The following is a 22,121-nucleotide window of genomic DNA, read 5'->3' as shown; positions in this document are numbered from 1 at the left end:
GCTGAATAGCGGGAACGGGACGGCAGTCGTGCATCCGGGATACCCTCTGTAACTAAGGTTATGGGTTCACTATCTCGCGCACGGGAATTAACCGTAAACGAGGAAACTCCCATGCTCCGCACAACACCAAAGTACAAAAAAGGTGGAAGACGACTTCGTCCCACCAATAACGCTCCACCCGGCCCAGACCAAGTCGCTTGATGCCGGAGAGTACGAAGCTGCGGATCACGTGCCGCAGCTGCGCTACGACTGCGAGCCCGCAAGTGGCCGCGCCGACGTCACGCTCAACATCGAAGAACTGCCAACGGAGAGCGGCTCCGTGCGGCTTGTCCTGCATGTAGGCAACTTCGGCCTCAGCTCAGTCACCGTCAGGATCGGCCAACAGACGCGCCAGGCATGACGACTTAGCTGACGCGGGCGTCGCCTCACTGCGCTTCGACCTCTGCGCTCACGGCGAAAGCGACGGGCAACAGGAGGAGCTGACGCTCTCCATGATCCTCAATGACATTCGCGTCATGCCTGAACAGTCACGACATAGCAATCGCGGATTACGCGGGCTTAGTGAAGCCTATCCAACCCGGTTGCAAGGCTGGCAGCTCAGCGGGATTCTGTGGGCGGTGCTTGGGAAAACCTCCTGACAAGTTCTTCGAGCGACAGTCCATCTCCGGCGTCCATGCATGAGACGACTAAAGCCAAGGCGGCCTTTCCGAGCAAAGATCGGCGCTTTTCGTGGTCGATCAAAGTAATGTCGTCCCGTTCGGCAATCAGCCGTAGGCCAATGCCGTCAGCCATTGCAGCGAGCATATTGGCCAAATCATCGACCGACACGTCAGGCCGCAGAGTGAGCCCCCGCGCCTCAATAGTGTCGATATATAACTGCTTCCAAGAATCAAGGAGCAGTCGGTAGGTCTGAGTGACCATCTCGCGCGCACGGACGTCGCGATCCGCCATAGCCGAGCCGATGACCGACACTCGATATGCCGGGTTGTTCAAGACGTTATTCATGTCTCGGTAGGCAATCTCCTGAATTGCCTCTACGAAGTCTTCGCCTTCAGTGAGAGCCTCGGTCGCCTCCTGCCCAGTGACGACATGCGCTGTCCAGTGCGCAGCCCAGAGCGAATAGGCGAGCAGATCCTCTATGTAGTCCGACTGGTAATCCCACCGGTCACGAAAAGTTCCATCACCAGGCTGGATATTCTTTTCAACTTTCGATACTTCGTCGTAGATGTTAGCTCGGGACAGCCACGCGAAGAACGGTCGCTCGGTGTGCTCTTCATACTCTGACTCGGCAACAGAGGCGGTGAGTTGTTCAGAGATCAGCCGTAGGCCGGCTTCGAGGTAAGCCCGAGTCTCAAGTGAGTTGGCCAGCCTCTTAGCTGCAACCCTCGACTTACGGGACCGCATCACCCTGGTCAGTACAAGCGAGAGGTCATCGGGCACAGGCCATGCCGGTGAGTCGTCTTCCTCTTCCGGGTCCTGCGCTGGGTGTTGGTCGTCGGCCACCCTGCCTCCTCCGCTGTTGGTCCTCCAACGTTGGAGGACCCGGCACAAGCGTAGGGATGACGAGGTCCAGTCCGCTACCACTTCGGCGGTTTCTCCCTGCCAGGAGGGTTAGCAACATCAGTCCAACACCCGTCCTCCAGCGCTGGAGGACCAACACAAAAGGACCGCAGAAAGAGATCCGATACAGCAGAAGAATGATCGCTTGGCGTTCTGTAGCTTTGCAATCAGCCGGGAGATCCGGGAGAACAGATCCAAGGAGCGTTAAGTATGGGTAGGTGGGATACGCAGGACAACAACCCGGACGCGATCGTCAAGGTCTCGTCCGACGGCTTCGACCGCGATACCAACACGCCGGTGGCGTCGGAGTTCATCATCCAACAGAAGGGACCGGACGGGGCTCACATTCACATGGGCTTCGACGAGTTCGGAAACCAGATCTTCTGAACCTGGTCGACTGTGCCCCCGAGTCTAGGTTGGATTCGGGGGCACAGTGATGTCATAGTTCAGTCCGCACCAGCCCGTCACTATCCGCTATCGCGTCAGCCACGCTTGAATACAGAGCTTCCTCATGCCTTCCAATAGCGTTAAGGCGTAGCCGGTCCTTATCATTTTCCGGACTTCCTTCTTTTAACTCCATAATTACATGGTAGCGATCAAGGTAGCGCTTCCATTCCATCGAAGGAATTTCACACATAGCGCGGACAAGTCGGTCTGCCTCAATGGCGTTATCGACCTCTACCCATGACGCCTTTATCGCCTCCACTATTCTTTGAGTTGCTTTGTAATCCATGCCGCGTCTTATTATAGTCCGATCAATTCATAGATCAACCAAGGCTTCCTGATCGACTACACACGGGTTCACCTTGGAGCAGCCTCACTAACGCAAGCGGGCCTCCGGCGCAATGCCGGAGGCCCAAACACTACTTACTTCCCCGCGCAACCTTTGCCCACTGGACGTAGACCTTTACCAGCTCCAACACATCCGCCCGAGCATCAGCCCGGAGGAACGGAAAAACAAGAAGCAGATAGAGAACGCCAACACTCCCGACCGCGAGCGGTACGTGAGCCAACAACGTGGACAGACTGTTGCTGGTGAAGCCCTGTAGTGCATGTACCAGGATCTGGATAAATTCCAACTGAGATACTTCCTTTCAATGAACGAACCATTACATGTTTCCCTTTCGGCTATCGCCGTACATGGGATTTCAGTGCAGGCTGTTCTGAAAGTCGTAAGCCGCTGGAAGACTGCGGCCCTGGCGGTCCGCCGTCGAGGGTGAACCTACCATCGCATTAGGTCACTTGAGCCGTGATCTCCATCTTTCGGCATCCCAAGCCGACCCCTACGCTTGTCCGCATGGCGACTGACAGCGTGAGCGTTCGGACCCTCGACGGCCTTCACCTCGCGGGCACCCTGGAACGTCCCCAGGAGGAACCTGCTCAGGCTGTGCTCCTGGTGCATGGCGGCGGCGTCACCCGTGAAGAAGGAGGCTTCTTCACTCGGCTTGCAACTGGCCTCCGCGAAGCCGGTGTTGCCAGTCTCCGCTTCGACCTCCGCGCTCACGGCGAAAGCGAAGGACGACAGGCCGAGCTGACGCTCTCCATGATCCTCAATGACATTCGCGTCATGCTGTCCTACCTCCGGGAAGCGACCGAGGCCAGCGACATCACTCTGCTTGGTGCCAGCTTCGGCGGCGGCATCTGCGCCTACTACGCCGCGAAGCGCCCCGAGGATGTCTCACGCCTGGTGCTGTTCAACCCGCAACTCGACTACAAGCGGCGGACGATCGACAGTCGGCCGTACTGGACTGACGACGTCATCAGTGATGAAGCCGCGGCCGAGCTGACCGAGCGCGGTGCCATCCAGTTCACACCCACACTCCGCCATGGTCGCCCGATGCTCAACGAGGTGTTCTGGCTGCGTCCCCATGAGGCGCTCGGGGAGGTGCAGGCTCCAACCCTCATCGTGCACGGCACGGCTGACACGCTGGTGCCGTTCGAGTCGTCCCGAGATGCTGTTCCCCGCTTCACGGCACCCGTGCAGCTCGTGCCCGTGGAAGGTTCACAACACGGCTTCGCCGTTCACGATGACCCGCAGTACCTCAACCCGAAGAGCCAGGAGTACCAAGCGTTCGTCATCCGCACCGTGGCGGACTGGCTCACCGCTACGCCGTAAGCGACTCGCGGAATGCTCGGACGGCGGGCCGGCTACGCCACCGATCGAGGGTCAGCAGGACTTCGCCGAGGACGCGCACGGTGCGCTCCGACTTCATCTCGTGTGCCACTGCTGCGGACGCCGTGCCGACCCTCGCGGCCTCGTCCGGTTCGCCGCTGAGCGCCAGTGCCGCCGCACGCCGGGCGTTGAAGAACCCGCTGTCGCGACGGGACAGCGTCCCCGCATTGAGAACATCGCTGAACAGGTCGACCGCCAAGCTCGGCTTTCCGGCCTCGGTGTAGGTAATAGCGTCCCGCAGTACGCGGGTCGGCCCGGTGAAGTACGCCCCGAGTGCATCCGGTGCGTCCTCGACCGCGTTGGTCAGCAACGTCTCAGCATCTGCCAGCTGGCCACGTACCACGTCGAGTGAGTCGCCCAACATGGCTCGACCGAGCGCTTCTTGCTGTGTGACCTCGGCTCGCACCCGTGCCGGCAGCTGCCACCGATCGTGTCCAGCCGCCTGGGCAAGGGTCAGCATCCGCAGGGCGTCACGTTCGTCGTAGGCCATCTGCGACTTCTTCAACAGGACGTACCCCTGCATGGCTGCATTGTCGGCTTCCTGCGCCCACTCCATCGCACGGTCGTACCAGAACACGGCCGCTTGCGGTTTCTGGATATCCCGGTACAGCCAGCCCGCGAACTCGGCTCCGTCCGCACCAACGGCCAGCAGCTCACGCCGCACCTCCGGCTTCACGTCCCGGGCATGGCTCTCAACCGCGCCGAGCAAGCCGAGCATGACCGGCAACGTCCTCTTCGGACCAAGCGCACCGTCATCACGCTTGGCCTTGTCGAGGACCTTCCGAAGGTAGTCGACCACCGGACCGTCAAAGTAGCGGTGCGCGTCGTCGAGGGCGCTGGCGACATGTTGCAGCTCGTCCAGTCCGAGGCCGGGCAGCGCTACCGCAGCAACGCCGCCCTTGAGGAACTCTCGGCGGTTGAAGGGGCTCATGGGATCTCGCTCTGTGGCTTGGGCGGACATGTCCGCCGAGGAACCAACCAAGCTGCCCAAGCCGCTCGCCGCGATCGTCTCAGCGTCGACGGGAACGAGTACGGCACGACCGTTGACCACGACCGGCAGCAAGCCGCCGACCTGTGTAGGCTCCGGCGTCAGGGCTGCGGGCTGGATCGCCGCAGTGTTTGCCTCGGTTGGGGTCGCCTCCCTGCGCACGGGCAGTTTGAACCACAGTAGGTCTGCCGGAATCTTGAGGCTATGCGCCCATCTCATGAGTTTGCCGAGGTCCTGCGGCGGCTTGCCACTTTCGATCCGGCTTAGCTGAGCTTGGTTCAGGTCGAGCCAACCGGCCATCGCCTCTTGCGACAGCACTCGGCCGTGCCAGGGGTTCGAACGGTAGGCATAGAACACGCGGCCCATGTGCCAACTGGCCAACGCGTCACGCATGGTGGGGTGTTGCCAGAACTCCGGCGGGACGCTGGGCGGAATAGCGACAGCCGCGGCAGCAGCCTTGCGCTGGCACGTCGCACACCGCTCACCGTGGTTGTCACGAGCGAGCCGTGTTCCACAGGCGCAGTTTCGAGCTCGCTGCTGTGCCATGTACCGCTCTCCGTAAGGGCCTTGCCGGTAATGCCAGTGCCAAGCCTACGGACTTTAGGCCGCCCGGTACCCCATGTCTATGCGTGCCATACATACCGGCCTATGCGGTAGCGCCATGACGCCTCCGGGGCCGTAACCCCCAAGCTCCTAGCGGTACATGGCGCGTAGCAAGCAACCGCAAGGGAGTGCCGATATGCCCCCGGAACACTTCGTCAGTCGACTGGAGCTGGCTGCTCAGGCAGATGCGGTGCGCTGGGCAAGACGGCACGGCCGCGACGTGCTCAGCGCCTGGCGAGTGCCGGACGATCACGTGGAGACCGCCACGCTGGTTGTCTCGGAGTTGGTGACGAACGCCGTGCGGCATGTGGTCAGCACCGCGCCGGCCACCCCGCCAGTTCGGCTAGCGCTGACGCTGCGGCACCGGAAGACGCATCTCATTGTTGAGGTGGCTGATCCAGACAACCGGCCGCCGCGTCGCCAAGGACTGTCTGCACCGACCGCTGAAAGCGGGCGGGGGTTGTTCATCGTGGAGACCGTCTCGAAAGAGTGGGGCTACTACTTCCCACCAACGGGCGGAAAAGTCGTCTGGTGCGTCCTCGCGCTCGACTAGCACTACCAGTACGAAGCCCATGGCGACCGTTTCGGGCTAAGGGTCGCACCTCTCAAATCCCGTTCATCTGTGGGAGTTTACCCATGCCTGCTCCAGAGATAGAGCCTGCGTATGGATACTTGCGCACCCTCGACAATTCCGTCGAGGAGGTGGCGCTCTTAGAGAAGCAGTTGGACGAGTACGCCCGCAGTCATAACTTGTCGCTTCGCCAGGTCTACCAAGATAAGTACCAGGTGCTTCGAGTTGGGCGGTTTGCTACGTGGCTGATCGAGGGCGGAGTGCAACACCTTATTGTGCCGTCACTCGACCACGTGACCACGCACCCGATCGCACGCTTGGTGTTCTGTGAGGCAGTGTGCCTCGACGCTCGGGCGGAGTTGCACGAAGCCTGCTAACTACTCTTCGATCAACAGACTATTCTACTTACTGTTCGGGGTCACCTCCAGCGAGACCAAATTCCTGATCCAGGATTTCGTTATATCGTCGACACTGATCCAGGAGTGCCATGAACTCTTCGTATGGAGGCTGCTTCCGCACCCCCGACCGGTAGTCGACTTCGAAAATTCCATGCGGGTGAATCTCGTAACGCATGAGATAACTACGCTCACCATCCCCGGTTGGTCTAATGGTCGCCCATGTCCACTGATCAACACAGAGAATACTTACCCAGTAATCATGAAGATTCGTACCTGCTCTCAACTCTGACTGAATCGCCCATATCCAAGCATTGTCTGCATTCGACTCTTCATCAACCGCCGGCTCATAGTCGCGCAAGAAGTTCAGATATTCCCTCTCAAGGGTACGCGGTTCGCTACCTCTTACCTCGCGAATTATATGGCACGTCAGCATGTGCATCGAAAGCCATGTTCTGGTTACGTCTGAGTCGGGATTAGCCTTCTCCACTTTCCTGATGAAACCGTATTCTGAGAGCGTGCGGACAGCCGACTCGAAACGAAGCCGACTGTAACCATGCTCACGCCTCAAGAACTCCCACACCGCAGAGAGTGCGGTCACGGCTGTCATTCCAGCAACAGCTAGGAATGCATCCAACACCATCCGCGTTTTCTCGTCGGTGATTAGCGACGCAACTATACGGCGATAGAGGATCGCTAGGTTACGATCTGCCTCCGTTGGCAGGGTAATTAGGTCGATACTCTCGCTCACGCTCTGAGTGAGGGAAGATACCAGATCCTGAAGAGTGACGTCACCGACTTCTCGAATAAAGATAACGGCGTGCGCCAGCGCTAGTGGGCGATACCCGAGAAGCCGTATGAATGCCTCAAGGATAGGCTCTTCGCATTCACCGAGGTTGTTTTGTACAAATTCCTTAGCCTGCGGCTCAGTGAACTCATGCAATTCAATGCCACTGATTTCTGGTGCACGGAACCTGGATCGCGTCGTCACGACCACGGGAATCTTACAAGTCGAAGGAACGATCTGCCATAGCGCTTCTTCGCTACTGACATCGTCCACAACCACGACCGCGCTTCGTGGCCCCTCGCTCAAAACGTGATGGAGCACCGCACGGGAGTATCCGTCACCCCACGAGTCCGGCTCAATTCCTTCGGCGATCAGGGCTCTGATCACATCGTCCTGGAGCAATTTCTCGTTGGCGGCCCTGAGCATGATTACCTGGCCGCCATCGGCTATCCGCTGAGCTGCCTGCGCGGCTACGTAGGTCTTGCCTGTCCCGGCTTCACCGTAAATTGCAACCACGAGCTGGCCAGCCGCAATTCGCGAACTGATATCTTCGACGTACTCGTGTCGGTAAAGAGGGGTCATACCCTTGCGTTCCGAGTCGCCAGGGGTATCACCAATAAGGAGCTGGGCATCGTCGACCTTCACCTGCTCTGTTCGCATCGCGAGAAGTGCCTTTGCTAGTTCCTCCCGCACGCCTCGCGTGACGTGCCTTTTGAACGTCGCTCCGACGTATCCCGCTTCTCTTTCGAGCTTTGGTACATAGTCGAGTTTGTAACTTGATTGCTGTCGACCCTCACCAGGCGTAGTGACTTCCAAGCCGAAAAGGATTTCCGCTGCCTTGCGCCACGAGATTGTTGCGTTCTCTGGTGTACCGGCGGGAAGTCGCTTGACCGCCCGCTGCACAGCGGCGCGCATCGCTGCGGTTGGGTTTTCTGACCATGCCTGAGCATCAAGGGATTGAACGAGTTCCGCTGTCATGGGAAACCGCGCCATGTCGGCTTGAAGATCAAGAAAGACTCGGGGAAGTCTTCTATCCGCGATCTTGCCGAGCTCGGTTGCTAGCTCATGTTGCCCTGCGGGCCCAGCCGACTCGTTCGGGGTGCTCATGCGAAGAGCATGCCACCCCGTATCCCTCTGTGACTAGTAACCAACTAGATCATCCGGCCTCGGCAGAGGCGGCAGTACGCGCGGGAGCTGTAGTACCACGCTGCCCGGAGTCAAAGATCTCTTAAGTGTTCAGGAAGAGTCTCGTCTGGGTATTGCCTTTCGAATACTGAGCGCATCTGTACGACACTAATAGTGCGCATGAATCCACGTCCAAGAAGACTCAATTCCATAATTGTGAGTGTGGCGAAGTCCGTTTCGGAACCAAGTGGTAATTCTGGTGAGGGTTGTGATTCTACACTCATACTTCAGTTGTAATTAAGAACCTTATGCCTCAATTTGTCAAATGTCGTGTCCGTAGCGATGGGGGTACGGACAGGCGTGTCCGTAAAGCTGTTCGTAGCCGTACTTATACGCACACGCTCTACTGCGAGAACCTGGCGCCATCGCCGCCCATTAGCGGCGGAATCTCGGTTCTAAAAGAAGGAGCTGCTATGCCAGGGGAACTCGTACCCCGACGCCATCAGACGCCCGCGCAGCGAGCGGTCGCTGCGGTTGGCGTCAGCCAGGCCCGTGCGCAGGCGCTTGTCCAAGCACAGGCCGAACTCACGGACTACGCCATGTACAGCGTCGCCATGCTCAAGCGCAATCAGCAGATGCTTGAGGAGATGGTGCCGGACGCCAGCGAAATGCTGAACCTCATCAGCACAGGCGCGGCCATGAGCATTGCTCGTCGTGTCGCCGGCTTCGGCAACGACCAGTGGTGACGCCTTTGCTGGCGCTGGTGTTTCTGCTCGCTCTGTGGCTTTTCCTGTTGGTAACAGAGCTGTCGAACTACCGAACGCGCACCAATCGTCGCCGCACCGACCGGGCACTTCGCCGCAGAGCCACTGCAATCGACGCTGACCGTCGTGCGGCCGAAGACGCTATGTGGAAAATCGTTGAAGGGAAGTGGCGCTAGAAATGCATCTCTGGACGCTGGCCGGCTTCGTTGTCGTGTACTACGTCGGCAAGGTCGCGCAGTTCTGGAACAGCCGAGAGGAGCGCAAGACGGCGGAAGCTGTCGAACGCATCGGAAGGAAGTTCAGCGGGAACAGCGACAAAGGTGGCACGGCGAAGTGAGTGACAGTCGTGAAGCTGTCGCGCTGCTGAGGTCTTGGATTACGTCGGCTCGCCGTAGCTTGCTTGACGCCCTCGTGGTGCTCAAGCTGGCTGAGGAAGACCGGCAAGAAAAATCCAAACAACAGCTGCGCAACACGCTGCTCAGCCAGGACGAGTTCCGGAACAGCACTACCTCCGAGGAATACCGGGGATGAACACCACCCCTGGCGGTTGGAACCAGCGCGTGCTAAGCGCGCTGGTTCTCATCCTGGCCATCGCTCTGGTGGGTCACTGGGCGTACGTCCTGCTCCGGCCTCTGATTCCTTTCATCGTTACGGGGATTCTGTCGCTGGTGGTCTTCTCAATCATCTTCCAGCGGCGGCGCTGGTAGCACGCATCCACACAGGATGCGATGTGGATAGCACAACAACTATTTCGCTACCTGATCGCCTGCGCCGAGTGCGCGACGTAACACCGTGAGCTCATCGTTTACTCGCTCGAATATTCGCCCGAAAGATCAAGCGAACAAACGATTTTCAAGCTCAACGAGATGTTTTACATGTATACATGCCCCCGGCGGAAGTAACGGTCGGAGGGCACAGAAAGGAGGGTAGTAAAAGACGTGACTGATATTTCATCATCGCGGGCGGTGCCCACCCGCTTCCGCACCATTTTGGCCGATCCCCCGTGGGATCACCAGCAGCAAGGGCTCAAAGGGGCCGAACAACATTACCGGCTCATGAGCCTGAAACGTATCCGGGAAATGCCGGTGGCCGACCTTGCCGAAGACGACGCACATCTTTGGCTCTGGGTGACCAATGCCAGTTTGCGTGACGGGTACGACGTAGCCGAGGCGTGGGGATTCACACCCCGCTCGCTCCTCACTTGGGTCAAGTTTCGCCTCGGCCTGGGAGCCTACCTGCGCAACAGCACCGAGCACCTATTGTTCTGTACGCGCGGCAAGGCTCCGGTGCACTTCAAGTCGCAGCCGACGTGGATCAACGCGCCGGTACAAGAACACTCTCGGAAGCCCGACGAGCAATATGCGGTAATAGAGCGAATATCCGACGGCCCGTATTTGGAGCTGTTCGCTCGTAGACAACCGCCGAGCGCTCATGACTGGTTCGTCTGGGGGAACGAAGTCGATGCCGACATTCGCATGTCTGGCTATCCAGTACCCAGCGATCAGCCCGATACCCCAGACAGAGAGAGGAGGTGATCCATGCCTTCTCGAAGGGCCCAAGGAAAAGACCCCGCGCGTCGGTTCACCGTACGAGGAGTCAGGCGGGAAGCGCCTGACATCCGCAAACTCGCGAAAGCCTTGATCGCGGTGGCGACGTCTGAGCATCAGCGGCCAGAGGAAGACGACACGCCAGAGGAGGGGGATGCGGAATGACTGGAGTCTCTTCGCAAAGCCTTCAGTTTGTCCGGCTGCACCTTCCACGACCTCTCGCCCCTGAGACGGCGCTCGCCCTGGTGGGCCGGCTGTCCGCTGATCGCCAAGTCGGAAGGCTTGTGTGGGAAGTCCGGGCTGAGGGTGGCTACGTTCGCCACTTGCTCGGGGGCCGTCCCGTAGATGTGGCTCGACTGGGCCGGTTGCTTGGCCACTTCCTTCCTGGCTGTCAGTTGGACGATGCCACCCCCGAGCGTCCCCTCGTGCAATCGGCAGGCCGCTTGCGCGTCCGTCCGTCATACCTGCCGCTGAGCATGGATGTGCCGGAGCATGTCTCCCGGGCTGTGCTCTCGGCGCTGGCCGTGCCGCTCACTGCCGACGAGGCACTCGTCGTGCAAATCGTGCTTGGCCCGCGCATCCTGCCCAGTGTGTTGCCCGCTGAGGTGGCCGACCCCAGTCTTCCGCTCATACCGCTCCTCCTGACCGGGACCAGGCCGGCCGCGACGGAGCTCCGCGTTCGGCTGCGGAAGCGTGCCGAGTACCCGGGCTTCATGGCGACGATCCGGGTTGGCGCAGCAGCGCAAACACGACAGAGGCGCAACGCGTTGCTCCTGGGCGTGCTGTCAGGGCTGACGGTTGCTCAGGGACCGGGCACCCGCATACGGCTGGTACCAGATTCGGTGGCCCGGTTGAACCGCGCTCGGCCGCCATGGCTGTGGCCGCTCCGCCTATCAGTTCCAGAACTACTCGGGCCGCTTGCGTGGCCGCTAGGCGACAGGGAGCTGCCCGGGTTGCCGCCATTGCATCCCAAGCCGCTCCGCGTCTCAGCACGGGTACATCAGGGGGAGCGTGTCTTCGCCCGCAGCGCTGCCCCCGGCGACAACCGGCAGGTGGGCATCTCTCCGCAGGATCAGACGTTTCATGGCGTTGCATACGGGCCGAGCGGATCTGGGAAGACAAATGTACTTTTGCATCTAATTATTGCGGATATAACCGCTGGCCGTCCGGTCGTGGTCCTTGATCCAAAACGGCAGCTGATCGATTCGATCATGGAGCGTGTTCCGGAAGACCAGGCTGATCGCATCGTGGAGCTGAACGCAGGCGACGAACATCCCGTGGGCTTCAATCCGTTGGACATCGGTTTCCGTGATCCGGACGTTGTGGCTGACAGCATCCTGGCCGTCTTCGAGGCGGTGTTCGCCGACGGCTACGGTCCTCGCACGGCAGACATCTTTTCCTCTGCTCTGCGCACCCTCGCCCGCGGTAGCACTCCGAACGCACCAGCTACCTTGACTGACTTGCCTCGGCTGCTGACCGAACCAGCATTTCGCCGTTCCTACGTCGGCCGTGTCCAAGGCGACCTCGCGCTTGCCCAGTTCTGGGCTTCCTGGGATGAGCTTGGGCCCGCCGCCCAAGCTGCCATCTTGGCTGCGCCCATGAACAAACTGCGCCAGTTCTTGCTCAGGCCGGCAGTGGTGCGGATGCTGGATCAGCGGCAGGGACGTTTTCGACTGCGAGACACCTTCCGGAAGAACAAGGTCGTACTGATTCCCTTGAACCAAGGACTCATCGGGCCCGGGGTAGCAAGCCTGCTTGGCAGTCTGGTCATTGCCGAGGTCTGGCAAGCCGTCCAGGAACGTGCGGGCGAGTCTGGAGCACAACAGCGCCCAGGAGTTGTCTACGTCGACGAGGCTCCTCGCTTCGTGCACCTGCCGACTTCCCTCGCTGATGCTCTCGCCATTTCCCGTAGCTTGTCGGTCGGCTGGTTCCTGGCCGCCCAGTTCCGCAGTCAGTTCCCGACGGAACTGCGAACGGCGGTAGACATTAACGCCAGAAGCAAGATTGCCTTCGCGACCGAAGCCGACGATGCCCGCGATCTGGCCGCCAAGCTCGCCCCGGAGTTGGAGGCACAGGACTTCATGGCGCTTCCTCGGTTCCACGCCTACGCCAACCTGGTTGCCGATGGTGCTCCGTCTGGCTGGGGATTGGTGCGCACGCTACCGCCACCAGAAGTCATTGCTGATCCCGCAACCATACGGGCAACAGCTCATGCTAACTACGCACCTGCTCCAACCAATCCAGCGACCACGGTCGTAGACGTCAGCGAACCGTCTCAGCAACCTACCGAAGCTCCACAGCAGTTCGGCCGTAAACGCAGAAGCCAGCCTGATGCGTCGTGAACCACCAGGACACATGTGGGACTTCATCGATCAGGACCCTGTACTTTCCTCGCCCCTCTGTTCGCTGCTCTGTCCATGACGGAGATCATCAGCAGGTTCGTACAGGTCGGCCACGGTCGCGCCTGGAGCGCGGGAGGGGACTGACTGATCCCACAGCGCTTTAACTCGCGCTCCAGGGTTGCCGTGCCTCACGCAACAATCATCCCGGAACCCATCTAGGACCTATTACATCTTCAACACGACATGATTTGGATTTTTCGAAAAGGAAAACTAACGAAGGGAGACTTAATGAAGTACAACGACATAGCTAGCCTGCTAGAAGCGCTCTCCGAGCGCGATCTATCCATTCTTGAATCTTTGCGCACACATCGCGCACTGACCACTGTACTTATCCGCCGTCTGCACTTCCCGATTGCCAGCGAGCCACGGGAAGCGGGCAGCGATAAAACCCATGCAACAGAAATGGCCGCAGCCGTCGCCGCGATCCGTGTTCTGACCCGATTGGAATCACATCGCCTGATTACACGTCTCCAGCGCCGGATTGGAGGCGTACGTGCTGGCAGCTCGGGCATCGTGTGGCAACTTGGCCCGGGCGGCGAGCGACTATTGCGCGCCCGCCACGGCGATTCTGCACGACGCCGCTACAGCGAACCGTCGCCGAACTTCATTGCCCATACCCTCGCTGCCGCCGACCTGGCCATACGCCTCTATGAGCTGGCCAGGCAAGGCGCAATCGAACTACTACAACTTGAAGCCGAGCCGGAGTGCTGGCGAACATTTCTGTCAACGCACGGCGCGCGTCAGTGGCTCAAGCCCGACCTGTTCGCGATCACAGCAGACGGCGACTACGAAAACCACCTATTCATCGAGGCCGACAACGCTACCGAACATGCCCCCGTCATCGTACGCAAAGCATTGCAATACCAGCGCTACGCGAACACCGGAATCCATCAGAAAGAACACGGATTGTTCCCGGCTGTGGCCTGGGTTGTTCCTAACGGCAAGCGGCAATCCGCGATCCGTTCGGCACTTTCCGACGAACCAAAATTGCGTGACCTCGTAGCCGCCGGATTGTTCCACGTTGTAACCACCCAGGAATTCCCAGCCTTCATTACAGATAACACCGCAGCCCAGTAATTCACTAAGCCACTACCTACGCAAAATAGCCCTCGGTAATTAGCCATAACGGAGTTACCATTAGGGCTGCCAACCCTAAAAAGCAGGAAAGGAGAAGCCGGAAGCATGAATATGAGAAAGAAGATTGTAAGCCGTGTCACCGGAGACGACTACGTTGCTTATTTGCGCGTCTCCTCCAGGGGACAAGTCGATACTGACTACAACCCTGAAGGTGTGTCAATTCCGGCCCAGCGCGAGAAAGTTGAGGAGCGTGGGCGTGAGCTGGGTTCCTCCAAAGCGGCCGAGTTCGTCGACCCTGGCCGCAGCGCCCGCACCATCGACGAACGCCATGAGTTCCAAGAGATGATCGCCTACCTGCGCGAGCATCCCAACGTGCGCTACGTGATCGTCTACATGCTCAGCCGCTTCGCCCGGAACCGACTGGACGACGCGATCATGGTTGCCACCCTGGAGAAGCTCGGTGTCAAGCTGATCTCTGCCGTCGAGAAGAACATCGACGACACCCCAACCGGCCGCATGCTCCACGGCATGCTCGCCGTGATCAACGAGTACTCCTCCAACCAGAGCGCGGAGGACATCAAGTACAAGATGGGGCAGAAGGCGAAGAACGGCGGCACGATCACACATGCCCCGGTCGGCTATCTGAACACCATCGAGGTTGTTGATGGACGTCGGGTGCGCACAGTCGTCATCGACCCCATACGGGGTCCGTTCATCCGGCTGGCGTTCGAGCTGTACGCCACGGGTGAGTACACCGTGGATGAAGTGGCGCAAGAGCTGTACGACCGTGGACTGCGCATGCCCCGCGATGCGCGGTTCCCCGAAGATCGAGGGGTCTCCACCAACCGCCTATACGTGATCCTGCGCGACGACTACTACTGCGGCTGGATCACCTACGAGGACAAGAAGTACAAAGGCCGTCACAAGCAACTGGTACCTCAAGACCTCTTCGACCTTGTCCAGATGGTTGCGGACGGCCGAAACAGCGTTCGAGAGAAGCGGCGTGTGCACCACCACGAGCTCAAGGGCTCCTTGTTCTGCGGCTCTTGCCTTCGTCGCCGTGGCGAACGTCGCCGCATGATCGTCCAGCACGTCACCAACCGGCATGGCAACGTCTATCGGTACTTCTTCTGCAACGGCCGCTTCGATCACATCTGTGAGCTGCCGTTCGTACCTATCGGACAGGCCGAGAAAGCCGTCGAGGATGTCTACGCTACGGTCCGCTTCACGACAGAGTTCATCGCAACCATGCGCTCCGAACTAGCGACCATGGTCGATGAGCAGCAGGCCACGACGAAGCTCCTCCAAGTCCAGCTCACGAAACAGCTTCGTGCGCTCGACACCAAGGAGAACAACCTCATCGATCTAGCCGCTGACGGCAGCCTGCCCCAGGGCAAGATCAAGGCCAGACTGCGAGAGATCACCCAACAGCGGGACCGCATTGCGACACGGCTCCAAGACGTCGATGACTCCCTCAGTACAGGAGCAGAGATCATCGAGGCGTGCTTGCAACTCCTGGAAGATCCTCAAGCGTTGTACAGGCGATGCAACGACCAGCAGCGCCGCCGGCTGAACCAAGCTCTCTTCGAGGCGTTGTACATCGACGAAGACTCGAACGGTGACGTGCGGGTGGCCCACACGCTCAGGGAGCCGTTCGACGCTCTGCACGCGGCCCAAAGCCAACACCAGGCCCCTACAGGGCTGCCAGAGGCCGTGCACAGCCTGGCGGCCGTACTGCCAGCCCCCAAACGCCACAGCGCCCCTCCCCAGCCGGGGACGGGCGCTGTCCTGCAACTAACAAGGGCCGCCCTGGTGGGCGGCCCTTGGAAGGTACCGGGTTCCAATGATCCTTTTCTGGTGGGCGATACTGGGTTCGAACCAGTGACCTCTTCGGTGTGAACGAAGCGCTCTCCCACTGAGCTAATCGCCCGGGAACGCACCGAACAATACAGGCCCCCGCCGGTTTCCTTCAAACCGCTTCCGTCAGGCCGCTGCCAGGTGTGCGAGGAGCCCGAGCCGTCCGGCCCGCATCATCAGCGCGTGGTTGAGGCGGAACACCGGCCGCCCGGGTACGGCGAACCGCCTGAGCAGTGGCCGGTGCAGGTCGACCTCCTGGTCGTACCGGGCGAGCGTGCCGGGGCCGTCGGCGGTGAGTGTCCAGCGCGCCCAGCCCACCAGGTCACCGGTCATCGCGATCTCCAGCACCCCGGCGACCGGGTCGCGCCGCACTTCGCGCGCGGTGAAGGTCAGGACGTACGGCAGGCTCGCGCGGATGCGGATGACGCCGGTCGTGTCGTCGATCCGCTCGACCTCGCGTACCTGCGGCCACCAGCGGGGATAGTCCTCGGCCCGTTCCAGGACCGGGTACACGACGGCGGGCGGCGCGGGCAGGGACCACCGGGCACGGAAGCGGTAACGGGTCCAGTCCATGGCGGGAGTCTGCCCGGTCCCGGGCCCGTCTCCCGGCCACCAGGCGCGTTTGAGTACGCGTACTCATGTCGTACGACGTGACGGGCACCACACTCCGAGTCATGACGCACATTCCGCCCCCGGCCGTGGAGCTGGGGATTCTGGACGCCGAGCTGCGCCAACTCGACGCCCGCCGGGCCCAGTTGCTGCACCGGCGAGCCTGGCTGCTGACCGTGCTCCAGCCGGTCCGGCCCGCGCCCGTGCAGTCGCCGCCGCCTGCCGCACAGCCCCGGCGGGAGGCCACCGCACCGAGCGTGCAGAACGTGCTGCTCCTGCTCGGGGCCTCCCTGCTCACCCTCGCCGCGATCGCGTTCACGCTGGTCAGCTGGGGCAGCATGGGGATCGCGGGCCGGGCGCTGGTGCTCGGCGCGGTGACCCTGGCGGCGCTCGGCGCACCCGTCGTGCTGCTGCGGCGGGGCCTGCGTTCCACGGCCGAGTCGCTCGCGGGCCTCGGTCTCGTGCTGACGGTGCTGGACGCCTACGCGCTGCACGAGGTCGCGTTCCCGGACGGGGACGGCGTGACGTTCGCGGCAGCGGCGGCGACGGTGCTGACGGCGGTCTGGACGGCGTACGGCATCGGCCTCGCCGCACTCCCGGGCCCGACCGGCACCCGACCCGGTCCGACCACCGCGCCATCCACCCCACCGACCCTTCTCCTCCCCCTCCCTGCCGCGCTCGCGGTCGCCCAACTCCCCTTGCTTCTCTGGGCGATCGCGGCCGGCGGGGGCCCGCACGCGATCACGGCCGCGCTGCTGCTGACCGCCGTGACCGACATGGTTGTCGCGCTCCGGGTCTCCCCGAAGGCCGTTCGTCTCGTCGCCGCCGGCGGGGCGTTCGGTATGGGGGGCTGGGGCGTGCTGGCGGCCGGCGTGATCTCTTTGGACGCGGCCGGTCCGGGCGCCGCCGCCCGTGCGGCGGCGCTCTTCGCCCTCGCGGCGGCGGGCGCGTTGGGCGCCGCGTGGCTGGCGACCGGCCGGGGACTGAGGACGAGTACGGCCGCAGCAGGGGGCTTCTTCCTGGTCGCCGCGCTCGGTGGCGTGCTGCGCGCGTCGCTGCCCGCCGACTGGACGGTTCCCGGCTATCTGGCGTGTGGAGTCGCCCTGTTGGCGCTTGTACGGGGTCGGCTCCCGGAGCCCGTACGTCACGGTCTTGGCTGGGCCTCCGGCGCCGTACAGGCGAGCGCGGTGCTGTGGACGCTGCCGGTCGTCGGGGTCACACTGCTCGGTCCGGCCGCGTGGTTGTCGCACGCCTGGTCCGGTGTACCGGGCGACGCCCGTGACGCTGCGGCGACGGGCGCCTTCTGGCCGGCACATGCCACCGCAACTCCCCTGGTGCTCGCGGCGGTTGCGGCGGTCCTGGCCCGCACGGTCCGCAGCGCCGAGTGGCAGCCCCAGGCACGAATCGCCACACTGACCCTGGCCTGGGCGACGGCGGTCACCGTCCCGACCGCACTCCACCTTCCGTACAGCGTCAGCCTGTTGACGCAGGGGCTCGCGGTCATCGCCCTTCTCGCCCTCGCGCACCGCGCCGCGACACTCCTCGCCCTGCTCGCCTCCCTCAGCCTGGCCGCCCTGTCCCTGGCCACGGAACCGGCCACGCTCGCCGTACTCGCGTCCCTGACCGCCGTGTTCGCGGTGGCCGCCCGGCGCGGCCGACTCGCACCGGCGTCCGCCGCCACCTCGCTCGGGTACGCCACGGCCCTCGCCTGCGCCGTCGGCGCCGCCCTCGACTGGCAGCCTGAGCACATCGCGCTGCTGGTACTCGCCGTACCGGCGACCGCCACGCTGCTCGCCACGCGTATCGGCGACCCGGCCACCAGGACGGCCGCCGAGATCGCGGGGGCCGCCTCAGGCCTGGTCGCGATCGGTCTCGCCGGCGCCGAACTTCCCATGCTCGCCCTGGTGTTGGCCCTCTGCGGGGTGATCGCGGCCGGCACGGCGGTACGGCCCGAGCGCAGAAACGTCGGCTACGCGGCCGCCGCCCTGTTCGTCCTCGCCACCTGGGTACGGCTGTCCGCGTGGGACGTCGGCAGCCCCGAGGCGTACACGCTGCCGGTGACCGTCCCGGCGCTGCTGGTGGGCGCGTTGCGCAGGCGCCGCGACCCGAACGCCTCGTCCTGGACGGCGTACGGCCCCGGACTCGCCGCCACGCTCGCGCCGAGCCTCCTCGCGGCCTGGGCCGACGCGCACTGGACGCGCCCGCTGCTGCTGGGCACGGCCGCACTGCTGGTCACACTGATCGGCGCGCGGCACCGTCTCCAGGCGCCGCTCCTCCTCGGCGGCGCCATCCTCGTGCTGGACACCCTGCACGAACTCGCCCCGTACCTCGCCCAGGCCGTCGGCGCCCTGCCCCGCTGGGCACCTCCCGCCCTCGCCGGAGCCCTGCTGCTCGCACTCGGCGCGACGTACGAGCAGCGGATCCGGGACGCCCGGCGGGTGCGGGAGGTGCTGGGGAAGATGAACTAGCCCTGCGCTAGGGCATCTTGTCGCCGAGCAGTGCCAGGTTCTCGATGGCGGCGAGGCCGTACAGCGCGGTGTCGTTCGAGGACACCCACGCGGCCTCGCTTCCCGGGACGAGCGTCACCGGGCCGGTCAGCGGTTCCGTCTTCCACGGGGACGACTCCATGTAGCCGTCGGAGCCGTAGAACTTGGTCCACGCCCGCTTGGCGAGCGTCGCGTCGCCGAGTTGTACGGCGGCGTAGGCATCGAGGCGCGAGTGGCCCTGGAAGAGCAGCAGGGTGCCGAAGTTGGAGCCGTAGCGTGCCGCCTGTTCCGTCTTGGAGGCGTTGAAGTAGCGGCAGTAATCCATGTACACCTCCTTGAACTTGGGCATGTCGACCAGGTAGATCAGCTCCGCGCACAGCTCGTTGAGGCCGAAGACGGCCGAGAGGTGCGAGACGGAGACGACGGGCGCGGAGGCGACGGCGAACCTGCCGGTGTCGAGGTCGTACAGCCCGCTGCCCTGCACAAATCCGTTGGGCTGGGCGGCGATTGTCTCCATGGTCGACAGGACACGCGCCTTGGCCTTCTCCCACTTGGGGCCTCTGCGCTCCCACTCGGTGAGCCACGCCGACACCAACCCGCTCCAGTCCGTGCCGAATCCGATCGACAGGGCGTGCCGGTCGGGTGTGTACGGCGCGGTGCGGATCTTGCGGATCGGGTCGAGGACGAGGAACGTCTCGTCGGAGTCGACGTTCGCCGCCATGAGGTCGCCGACGCGTTCGTCGGCGGTGAGGAAGTAGTAGTAGCGCCGGTAGGTGGTGTTGGCGATGCGCTGCTGCTTGGCGCTGTCCGCGTAGTGCTGGACGCCGTGCCGGGTACCCAGGCCGGCCCATTCGCCGAGGTGGTAGACGTCGACCTCGCCGGTGTGCCGGGTGAGCGCCTCGGCGAAGCGGAAGATGTCCGAGCGGCCCGAGCGGATGTACGCGAACCAGAGCCAGATGTCGGGCGACAGCTCGGAGTTGTCCCAGGCGTAGCCGCCGATGTCGTACCGCCACTGGTGGCGCACGGTGTCGTAGGAGTGCATGAAGTCGCCGTAGTCCCAGAAGCCGTACCAACGGCGTTGCGCCACCTGGTCCTTGTAGTAGGTGAAGAGGAAGTCGAGGTGATCCTCGATCTTCGCCTTGGCGGTGGTGGAGCGGTCGGGTTCGGAGTAGAGGCCGGGGCCGAAGACCTTTGACTTGATCAACTGCGCGGGCGTGGCGGCGAGTTGGGGCAACACCCGTACCGCCTCGACCTGTTGGGCGAGGGTCTCCGGGGTCGGCGTCGACTCGTTGGCCCAGAAGAGGAGTTCGGAGGTGCGGGCGATGCCGTACGGCGTGCCGAACTCGGGTTCGTAGTCCTCGTAGGTGATTTCGAGGCCCTGGAGCTGTTCGGCGTACGTGTCCTGGCCCATGCCGTCGTGGTAGAAGCGCAGGTCCATGGGCTGGGCCTCGGGCGACCAGAGCCAGAGGGTTACCTCGGCCTCGTCGGTGTGGGCGTCGCGGATGTCGAGCTGCGCGGGGAACTTCTCCCAGAAGTCCCGCAGCCCGAAGGAGAATCCGCCGCTCGCCCCGCCGACGTACCCGAATCCGGAGGCGTGTCCGCCACCGCCGGCGGGGATCCAGCCGTAGCCCTTCGTGGTTCGCTTGCGCAGGGTGAAGCCGTCCGCGGAGAGCTGGGAGAGGGTGTAGTCGCCCCACTTGGGGATGTACTGGAGGCGGCTCGTGACGCGCTGGTCCCAGGTGGACGGATCGGCCAGCTTCCGGCCCGCGTACTGGGCCGCCTGGACGGTCGCGCCCGGGTCGCGGCGCAGACCGGTGATGCCCTGAACTGCCTCGCGCAGCAGGCCGGTTCCTTCACCGCCGATGCGGATGTGACGGTCGTAGGCCGCGTCCCGCATCGGCACGGTGAAGCGAACTCCCAGCCCGCGGATGAAGTCGCCGCTCGCCTTGCCCGGTTCCACCGTGCCGTCGAAGGTGATCGTGTGCACCATGCGGAAGGAGTCGGCGCCCGCGTAGAAGTAGAGGCGGATCGAGAACGGCAGCCAACTACGGCTGCCCTTACGGTGTTTGCCGTCGATGCGGACGACGGCACGGACCGGCCCTTCCTGCTCGACGGTGACCTCGCCGATCACCCCGTCGAAGCGCTCGGTCTTCACCGCGCCCTGGTCCTCGTCCTCGATCTCGGGCTGGCGGATGAGGACGAGACGGCCGTTCTTCGCGATCTCCGTGCCGCCCCGGGTGACCGACTTGATGAGGGTGGAGCCGTTCTTGCCGATCTTCGCGGTGATGACCCCGGTCGACACGTCGATGGTGCCGCCGCTCTTGTCGACGGTGACCTTCTTGTCGGGGGCGGCCGTGTCCCCGGCGGTGAGGGTGAGCTTGCCCGAGCCCGAACTCACCGCGTGGGCCGTCCACTTGAGCGATCCGTCGGGCCAGTAGGCGATCGGCCAGGACTGCACCGGCACGGCCGTGCCCTCGGCGTCCGTCAGCGCGAAGGTCTGGCCCTCCTGGTAGGTGCCCATCGGCCACGGCACACCGACCGTCGAACCGGGCGCGGCGCCCAGACCGCCTTCCTCCAGCCAGTCGAGGGGCACCGGGTCGCCGTCGGCCGCCGCGGCTCCGGGCGCGGCCTGGGCGTCCTTCGCCCCTAGCACCCAGCTGAACTGCGCGGCGGCTCCGGCGACGGCCGCCGCCTTGAGAAGAGACCTGCGGGGAATGGGAGACATGACCTTTCCACCTTTTCCTTTCCGTGCGGGAAGCGTTCGTCACGTGCGAATGGTCAGGGGCATGACAGATAGAGGTGCGGCGCTCCGAACAGACGCGCCGACCTCGCTCGTCAGCGGTGCCGGTACCGCTCCTCCACGGCGACGGCCGCCGCGGCCACGGCCCCCAGCACGGGGACGGCCAACGGCGCGATGAGCAGGGCGGAACAGCCGACCAGGACCAGCCCGCCCACGAGCAGGAAGGAACCGGCGGGGTCGAGCACCGTACGGCGACCGGCCTCGGCGAGCAGCGCCCGCCAGGTGTCCCCCGGCGCCCACACCGCCGCCGCGCGCATCCCGGCGACGGCGATCCCGAGCAACGCGAACACCCCGACAGCGCCTACGAGTTGCCCACCGGGCAGCCCCGCGCGCACGGCCTGGACGTCCACCCATACGGCGGCCACCACGCCCCACCC

At 63.1% G+C, this 22,121-nt stretch carries 20 protein-coding genes, 1 tRNA gene and 2 pseudogenes; 13 read left to right on the top strand and 10 right to left on the bottom strand.

Annotation, left to right across the window (positions count from 1 at the left end):
* Positions 1-142: 142 nt before the first annotated feature.
* Positions 143-400, top strand: coding sequence for a hypothetical protein (locus AC31A1_RS21395; protein WP_489654847.1), 258 nt, complete (start codon positions 143-145; stop codon positions 398-400).
* A 197-nt stretch (positions 401-597) separates the two neighbouring features.
* On the opposite strand, the gene AC31A1_RS21390 is transcribed toward AC31A1_RS21395, so the two are convergent.
* A complete protein-coding gene (locus tag AC31A1_RS21390) occupies positions 598-1,503 on the bottom strand; it encodes a hypothetical protein (protein ID WP_489654846.1) in 906 nt (301 codons plus the stop codon).
* Positions 1,504-1,770: 267 nt separating this feature from the next.
* Between AC31A1_RS21390 and AC31A1_RS21385 the strand changes: the two genes are divergently transcribed.
* The gene (locus AC31A1_RS21385) at positions 1,771-1,947 is read left to right on the top strand and encodes a hypothetical protein (RefSeq protein WP_489654845.1); all 177 of its coding nucleotides are present in this window, start codon (positions 1,771-1,773) and stop codon (positions 1,945-1,947) included.
* A 52-nt stretch (positions 1,948-1,999) separates the two neighbouring features.
* Here the strand turns inward: AC31A1_RS21385 and AC31A1_RS21380 are convergent, their stop codons facing one another.
* Positions 2,000-2,293, bottom strand: a complete 294-nt coding sequence (locus AC31A1_RS21380; RefSeq protein ID WP_489654844.1) for a hypothetical protein — start codon at positions 2,291-2,293, stop codon at positions 2,000-2,002.
* A 564-nt stretch (positions 2,294-2,857) separates the two neighbouring features.
* Between AC31A1_RS21380 and AC31A1_RS21375 the strand changes: the two genes are divergently transcribed.
* Positions 2,858-3,676: an alpha/beta hydrolase gene (locus tag AC31A1_RS21375; protein WP_489654843.1), complete on the top strand. Its 819-nt coding sequence runs from the start codon at positions 2,858-2,860 to the stop codon at positions 3,674-3,676.
* Here AC31A1_RS21375 and AC31A1_RS21370 read toward each other — a convergent pair.
* Positions 3,666-5,114, bottom strand: a complete 1,449-nt coding sequence (locus AC31A1_RS21370; protein WP_489654842.1) for an NsdA family TPR-like regulatory protein — start codon at positions 5,112-5,114, stop codon at positions 3,666-3,668. The genes AC31A1_RS21375 and AC31A1_RS21370 overlap by 11 nt on opposite strands.
* A 346-nt stretch (positions 5,115-5,460) precedes the next feature.
* Between AC31A1_RS21370 and AC31A1_RS21365 the strand changes: the two genes are divergently transcribed.
* On the top strand, positions 5,461-5,877 hold the full coding sequence (locus tag AC31A1_RS21365) for an ATP-binding protein (RefSeq protein WP_489654841.1): 417 nt from the start codon (positions 5,461-5,463) through the stop codon (positions 5,875-5,877).
* A 423-nt stretch (positions 5,878-6,300) separates the two neighbouring features.
* Here the strand turns inward: AC31A1_RS21365 and AC31A1_RS21360 are convergent, their stop codons facing one another.
* Complete coding sequence (locus AC31A1_RS21360; protein WP_489654840.1) at positions 6,301-8,184, bottom strand: NB-ARC domain-containing protein; 1,884 nt, start codon at positions 8,182-8,184, stop codon at positions 6,301-6,303.
* A gap of 491 nt (positions 8,185-8,675) precedes the next feature.
* Between AC31A1_RS21360 and AC31A1_RS21355 the strand changes: the two genes are divergently transcribed.
* The 8 genes and pseudogenes from AC31A1_RS21355 to AC31A1_RS21320 form a co-directional block, all read left to right on the top strand.
* Positions 8,676-8,948 (top strand): hypothetical protein, encoded by a 273-nt coding sequence (locus AC31A1_RS21355; protein WP_489654839.1) that lies wholly within the window; start codon positions 8,676-8,678, stop codon positions 8,946-8,948.
* 196 nt (positions 8,949-9,144) lie between these two features.
* Positions 9,145-9,303, top strand: coding sequence for a hypothetical protein (locus tag AC31A1_RS21350; protein ID WP_489654838.1), 159 nt, complete (start codon positions 9,145-9,147; stop codon positions 9,301-9,303).
* Positions 9,300-9,497, top strand: a complete 198-nt coding sequence (locus AC31A1_RS21345) for a hypothetical protein (RefSeq protein WP_489654837.1) — start codon at positions 9,300-9,302, stop codon at positions 9,495-9,497. Before AC31A1_RS21350 ends, AC31A1_RS21345 begins: the two co-directional genes overlap by 4 nt.
* Positions 9,494-9,673 (top strand): hypothetical protein, encoded by a 180-nt coding sequence (locus AC31A1_RS21340; RefSeq protein WP_489654836.1) that lies wholly within the window; start codon positions 9,494-9,496, stop codon positions 9,671-9,673. Before AC31A1_RS21345 ends, AC31A1_RS21340 begins: the two co-directional genes overlap by 4 nt.
* Before the next feature lie 231 nt (positions 9,674-9,904).
* On the top strand, positions 9,905-10,501 hold the full coding sequence (locus tag AC31A1_RS21335; RefSeq protein WP_489654835.1) for an MT-A70 family methyltransferase: 597 nt from the start codon (positions 9,905-9,907) through the stop codon (positions 10,499-10,501).
* 488 nt (positions 10,502-10,989) lie between these two features.
* Entirely contained in the window at positions 10,990-12,855 is a 1,866-nt protein-coding gene (locus AC31A1_RS21330; protein WP_489654834.1) for a type IV secretory system conjugative DNA transfer family protein, read from the top strand.
* A 288-nt stretch (positions 12,856-13,143) separates the two neighbouring features.
* Entirely contained in the window at positions 13,144-13,992 is an 849-nt protein-coding gene (locus tag AC31A1_RS21325; protein WP_489654833.1) for a replication-relaxation family protein, read from the top strand.
* 105 nt (positions 13,993-14,097) lie between these two features.
* Positions 14,098-14,907, top strand: a pseudogene (locus AC31A1_RS21320) (recombinase family protein); the annotation flags it as partial.
* Here the strand turns inward: AC31A1_RS21320 and AC31A1_RS21315 are convergent.
* The 4 genes from AC31A1_RS21315 to AC31A1_RS21300 all read right to left on the bottom strand — a co-directional run bounded on the left by AC31A1_RS21315 (position 14,842) and on the right by AC31A1_RS21300 (position 16,422).
* Positions 14,842-15,144, bottom strand: a complete 303-nt coding sequence (locus tag AC31A1_RS21315; protein ID WP_489654832.1) for a hypothetical protein — start codon at positions 15,142-15,144, stop codon at positions 14,842-14,844. The pseudogene AC31A1_RS21320 and the gene AC31A1_RS21315 overlap by 66 nt on opposite strands.
* A 213-nt stretch (positions 15,145-15,357) precedes the next feature.
* The gene (locus AC31A1_RS21310) at positions 15,358-15,786 is read right to left on the bottom strand and encodes a hypothetical protein (RefSeq protein ID WP_489654831.1); all 429 of its coding nucleotides are present in this window, start codon (positions 15,784-15,786) and stop codon (positions 15,358-15,360) included.
* A 61-nt stretch (positions 15,787-15,847) separates the two neighbouring features.
* Positions 15,848-15,922 (bottom strand) — tRNA-Val (locus tag AC31A1_RS21305).
* 53 nt (positions 15,923-15,975) lie between these two features.
* A complete protein-coding gene (locus tag AC31A1_RS21300) occupies positions 15,976-16,422 on the bottom strand; it encodes an SRPBCC family protein (protein ID WP_489654830.1) in 447 nt (148 codons plus the stop codon).
* Between the two features lie 65 nt (positions 16,423-16,487).
* On the opposite strand from AC31A1_RS21300, the gene AC31A1_RS21295 reads away from it, so the two are divergent.
* A complete protein-coding gene (locus tag AC31A1_RS21295) occupies positions 16,488-18,926 on the top strand; it encodes an SCO7613 C-terminal domain-containing membrane protein (RefSeq protein WP_489654829.1) in 2,439 nt (812 codons plus the stop codon).
* Positions 18,927-18,933: 7 nt separating this feature from the next.
* Here AC31A1_RS21295 and AC31A1_RS21290 read toward each other — a convergent pair whose 3' ends face one another.
* Together AC31A1_RS21290 and AC31A1_RS21285 are read right to left on the bottom strand one after the other, a co-directional pair.
* Complete coding sequence (locus tag AC31A1_RS21290) at positions 18,934-21,669, bottom strand: exo-rhamnogalacturonan lyase family protein (RefSeq protein ID WP_489654828.1); 2,736 nt, start codon at positions 21,667-21,669, stop codon at positions 18,934-18,936.
* Positions 21,670-21,779: 110 nt separating this feature from the next.
* Positions 21,780-22,121 (bottom strand): annotated as a pseudogene (locus tag AC31A1_RS21285) (hypothetical protein); the annotation flags it as partial.

It is taken from the genome of Streptomyces sp. P5F9 (genome assembly GCF_057961495.1).
The sequence above is the reverse complement of the archived record's forward strand: the minus strand, read 5'-3'. Positions and strand labels throughout refer to the sequence as shown.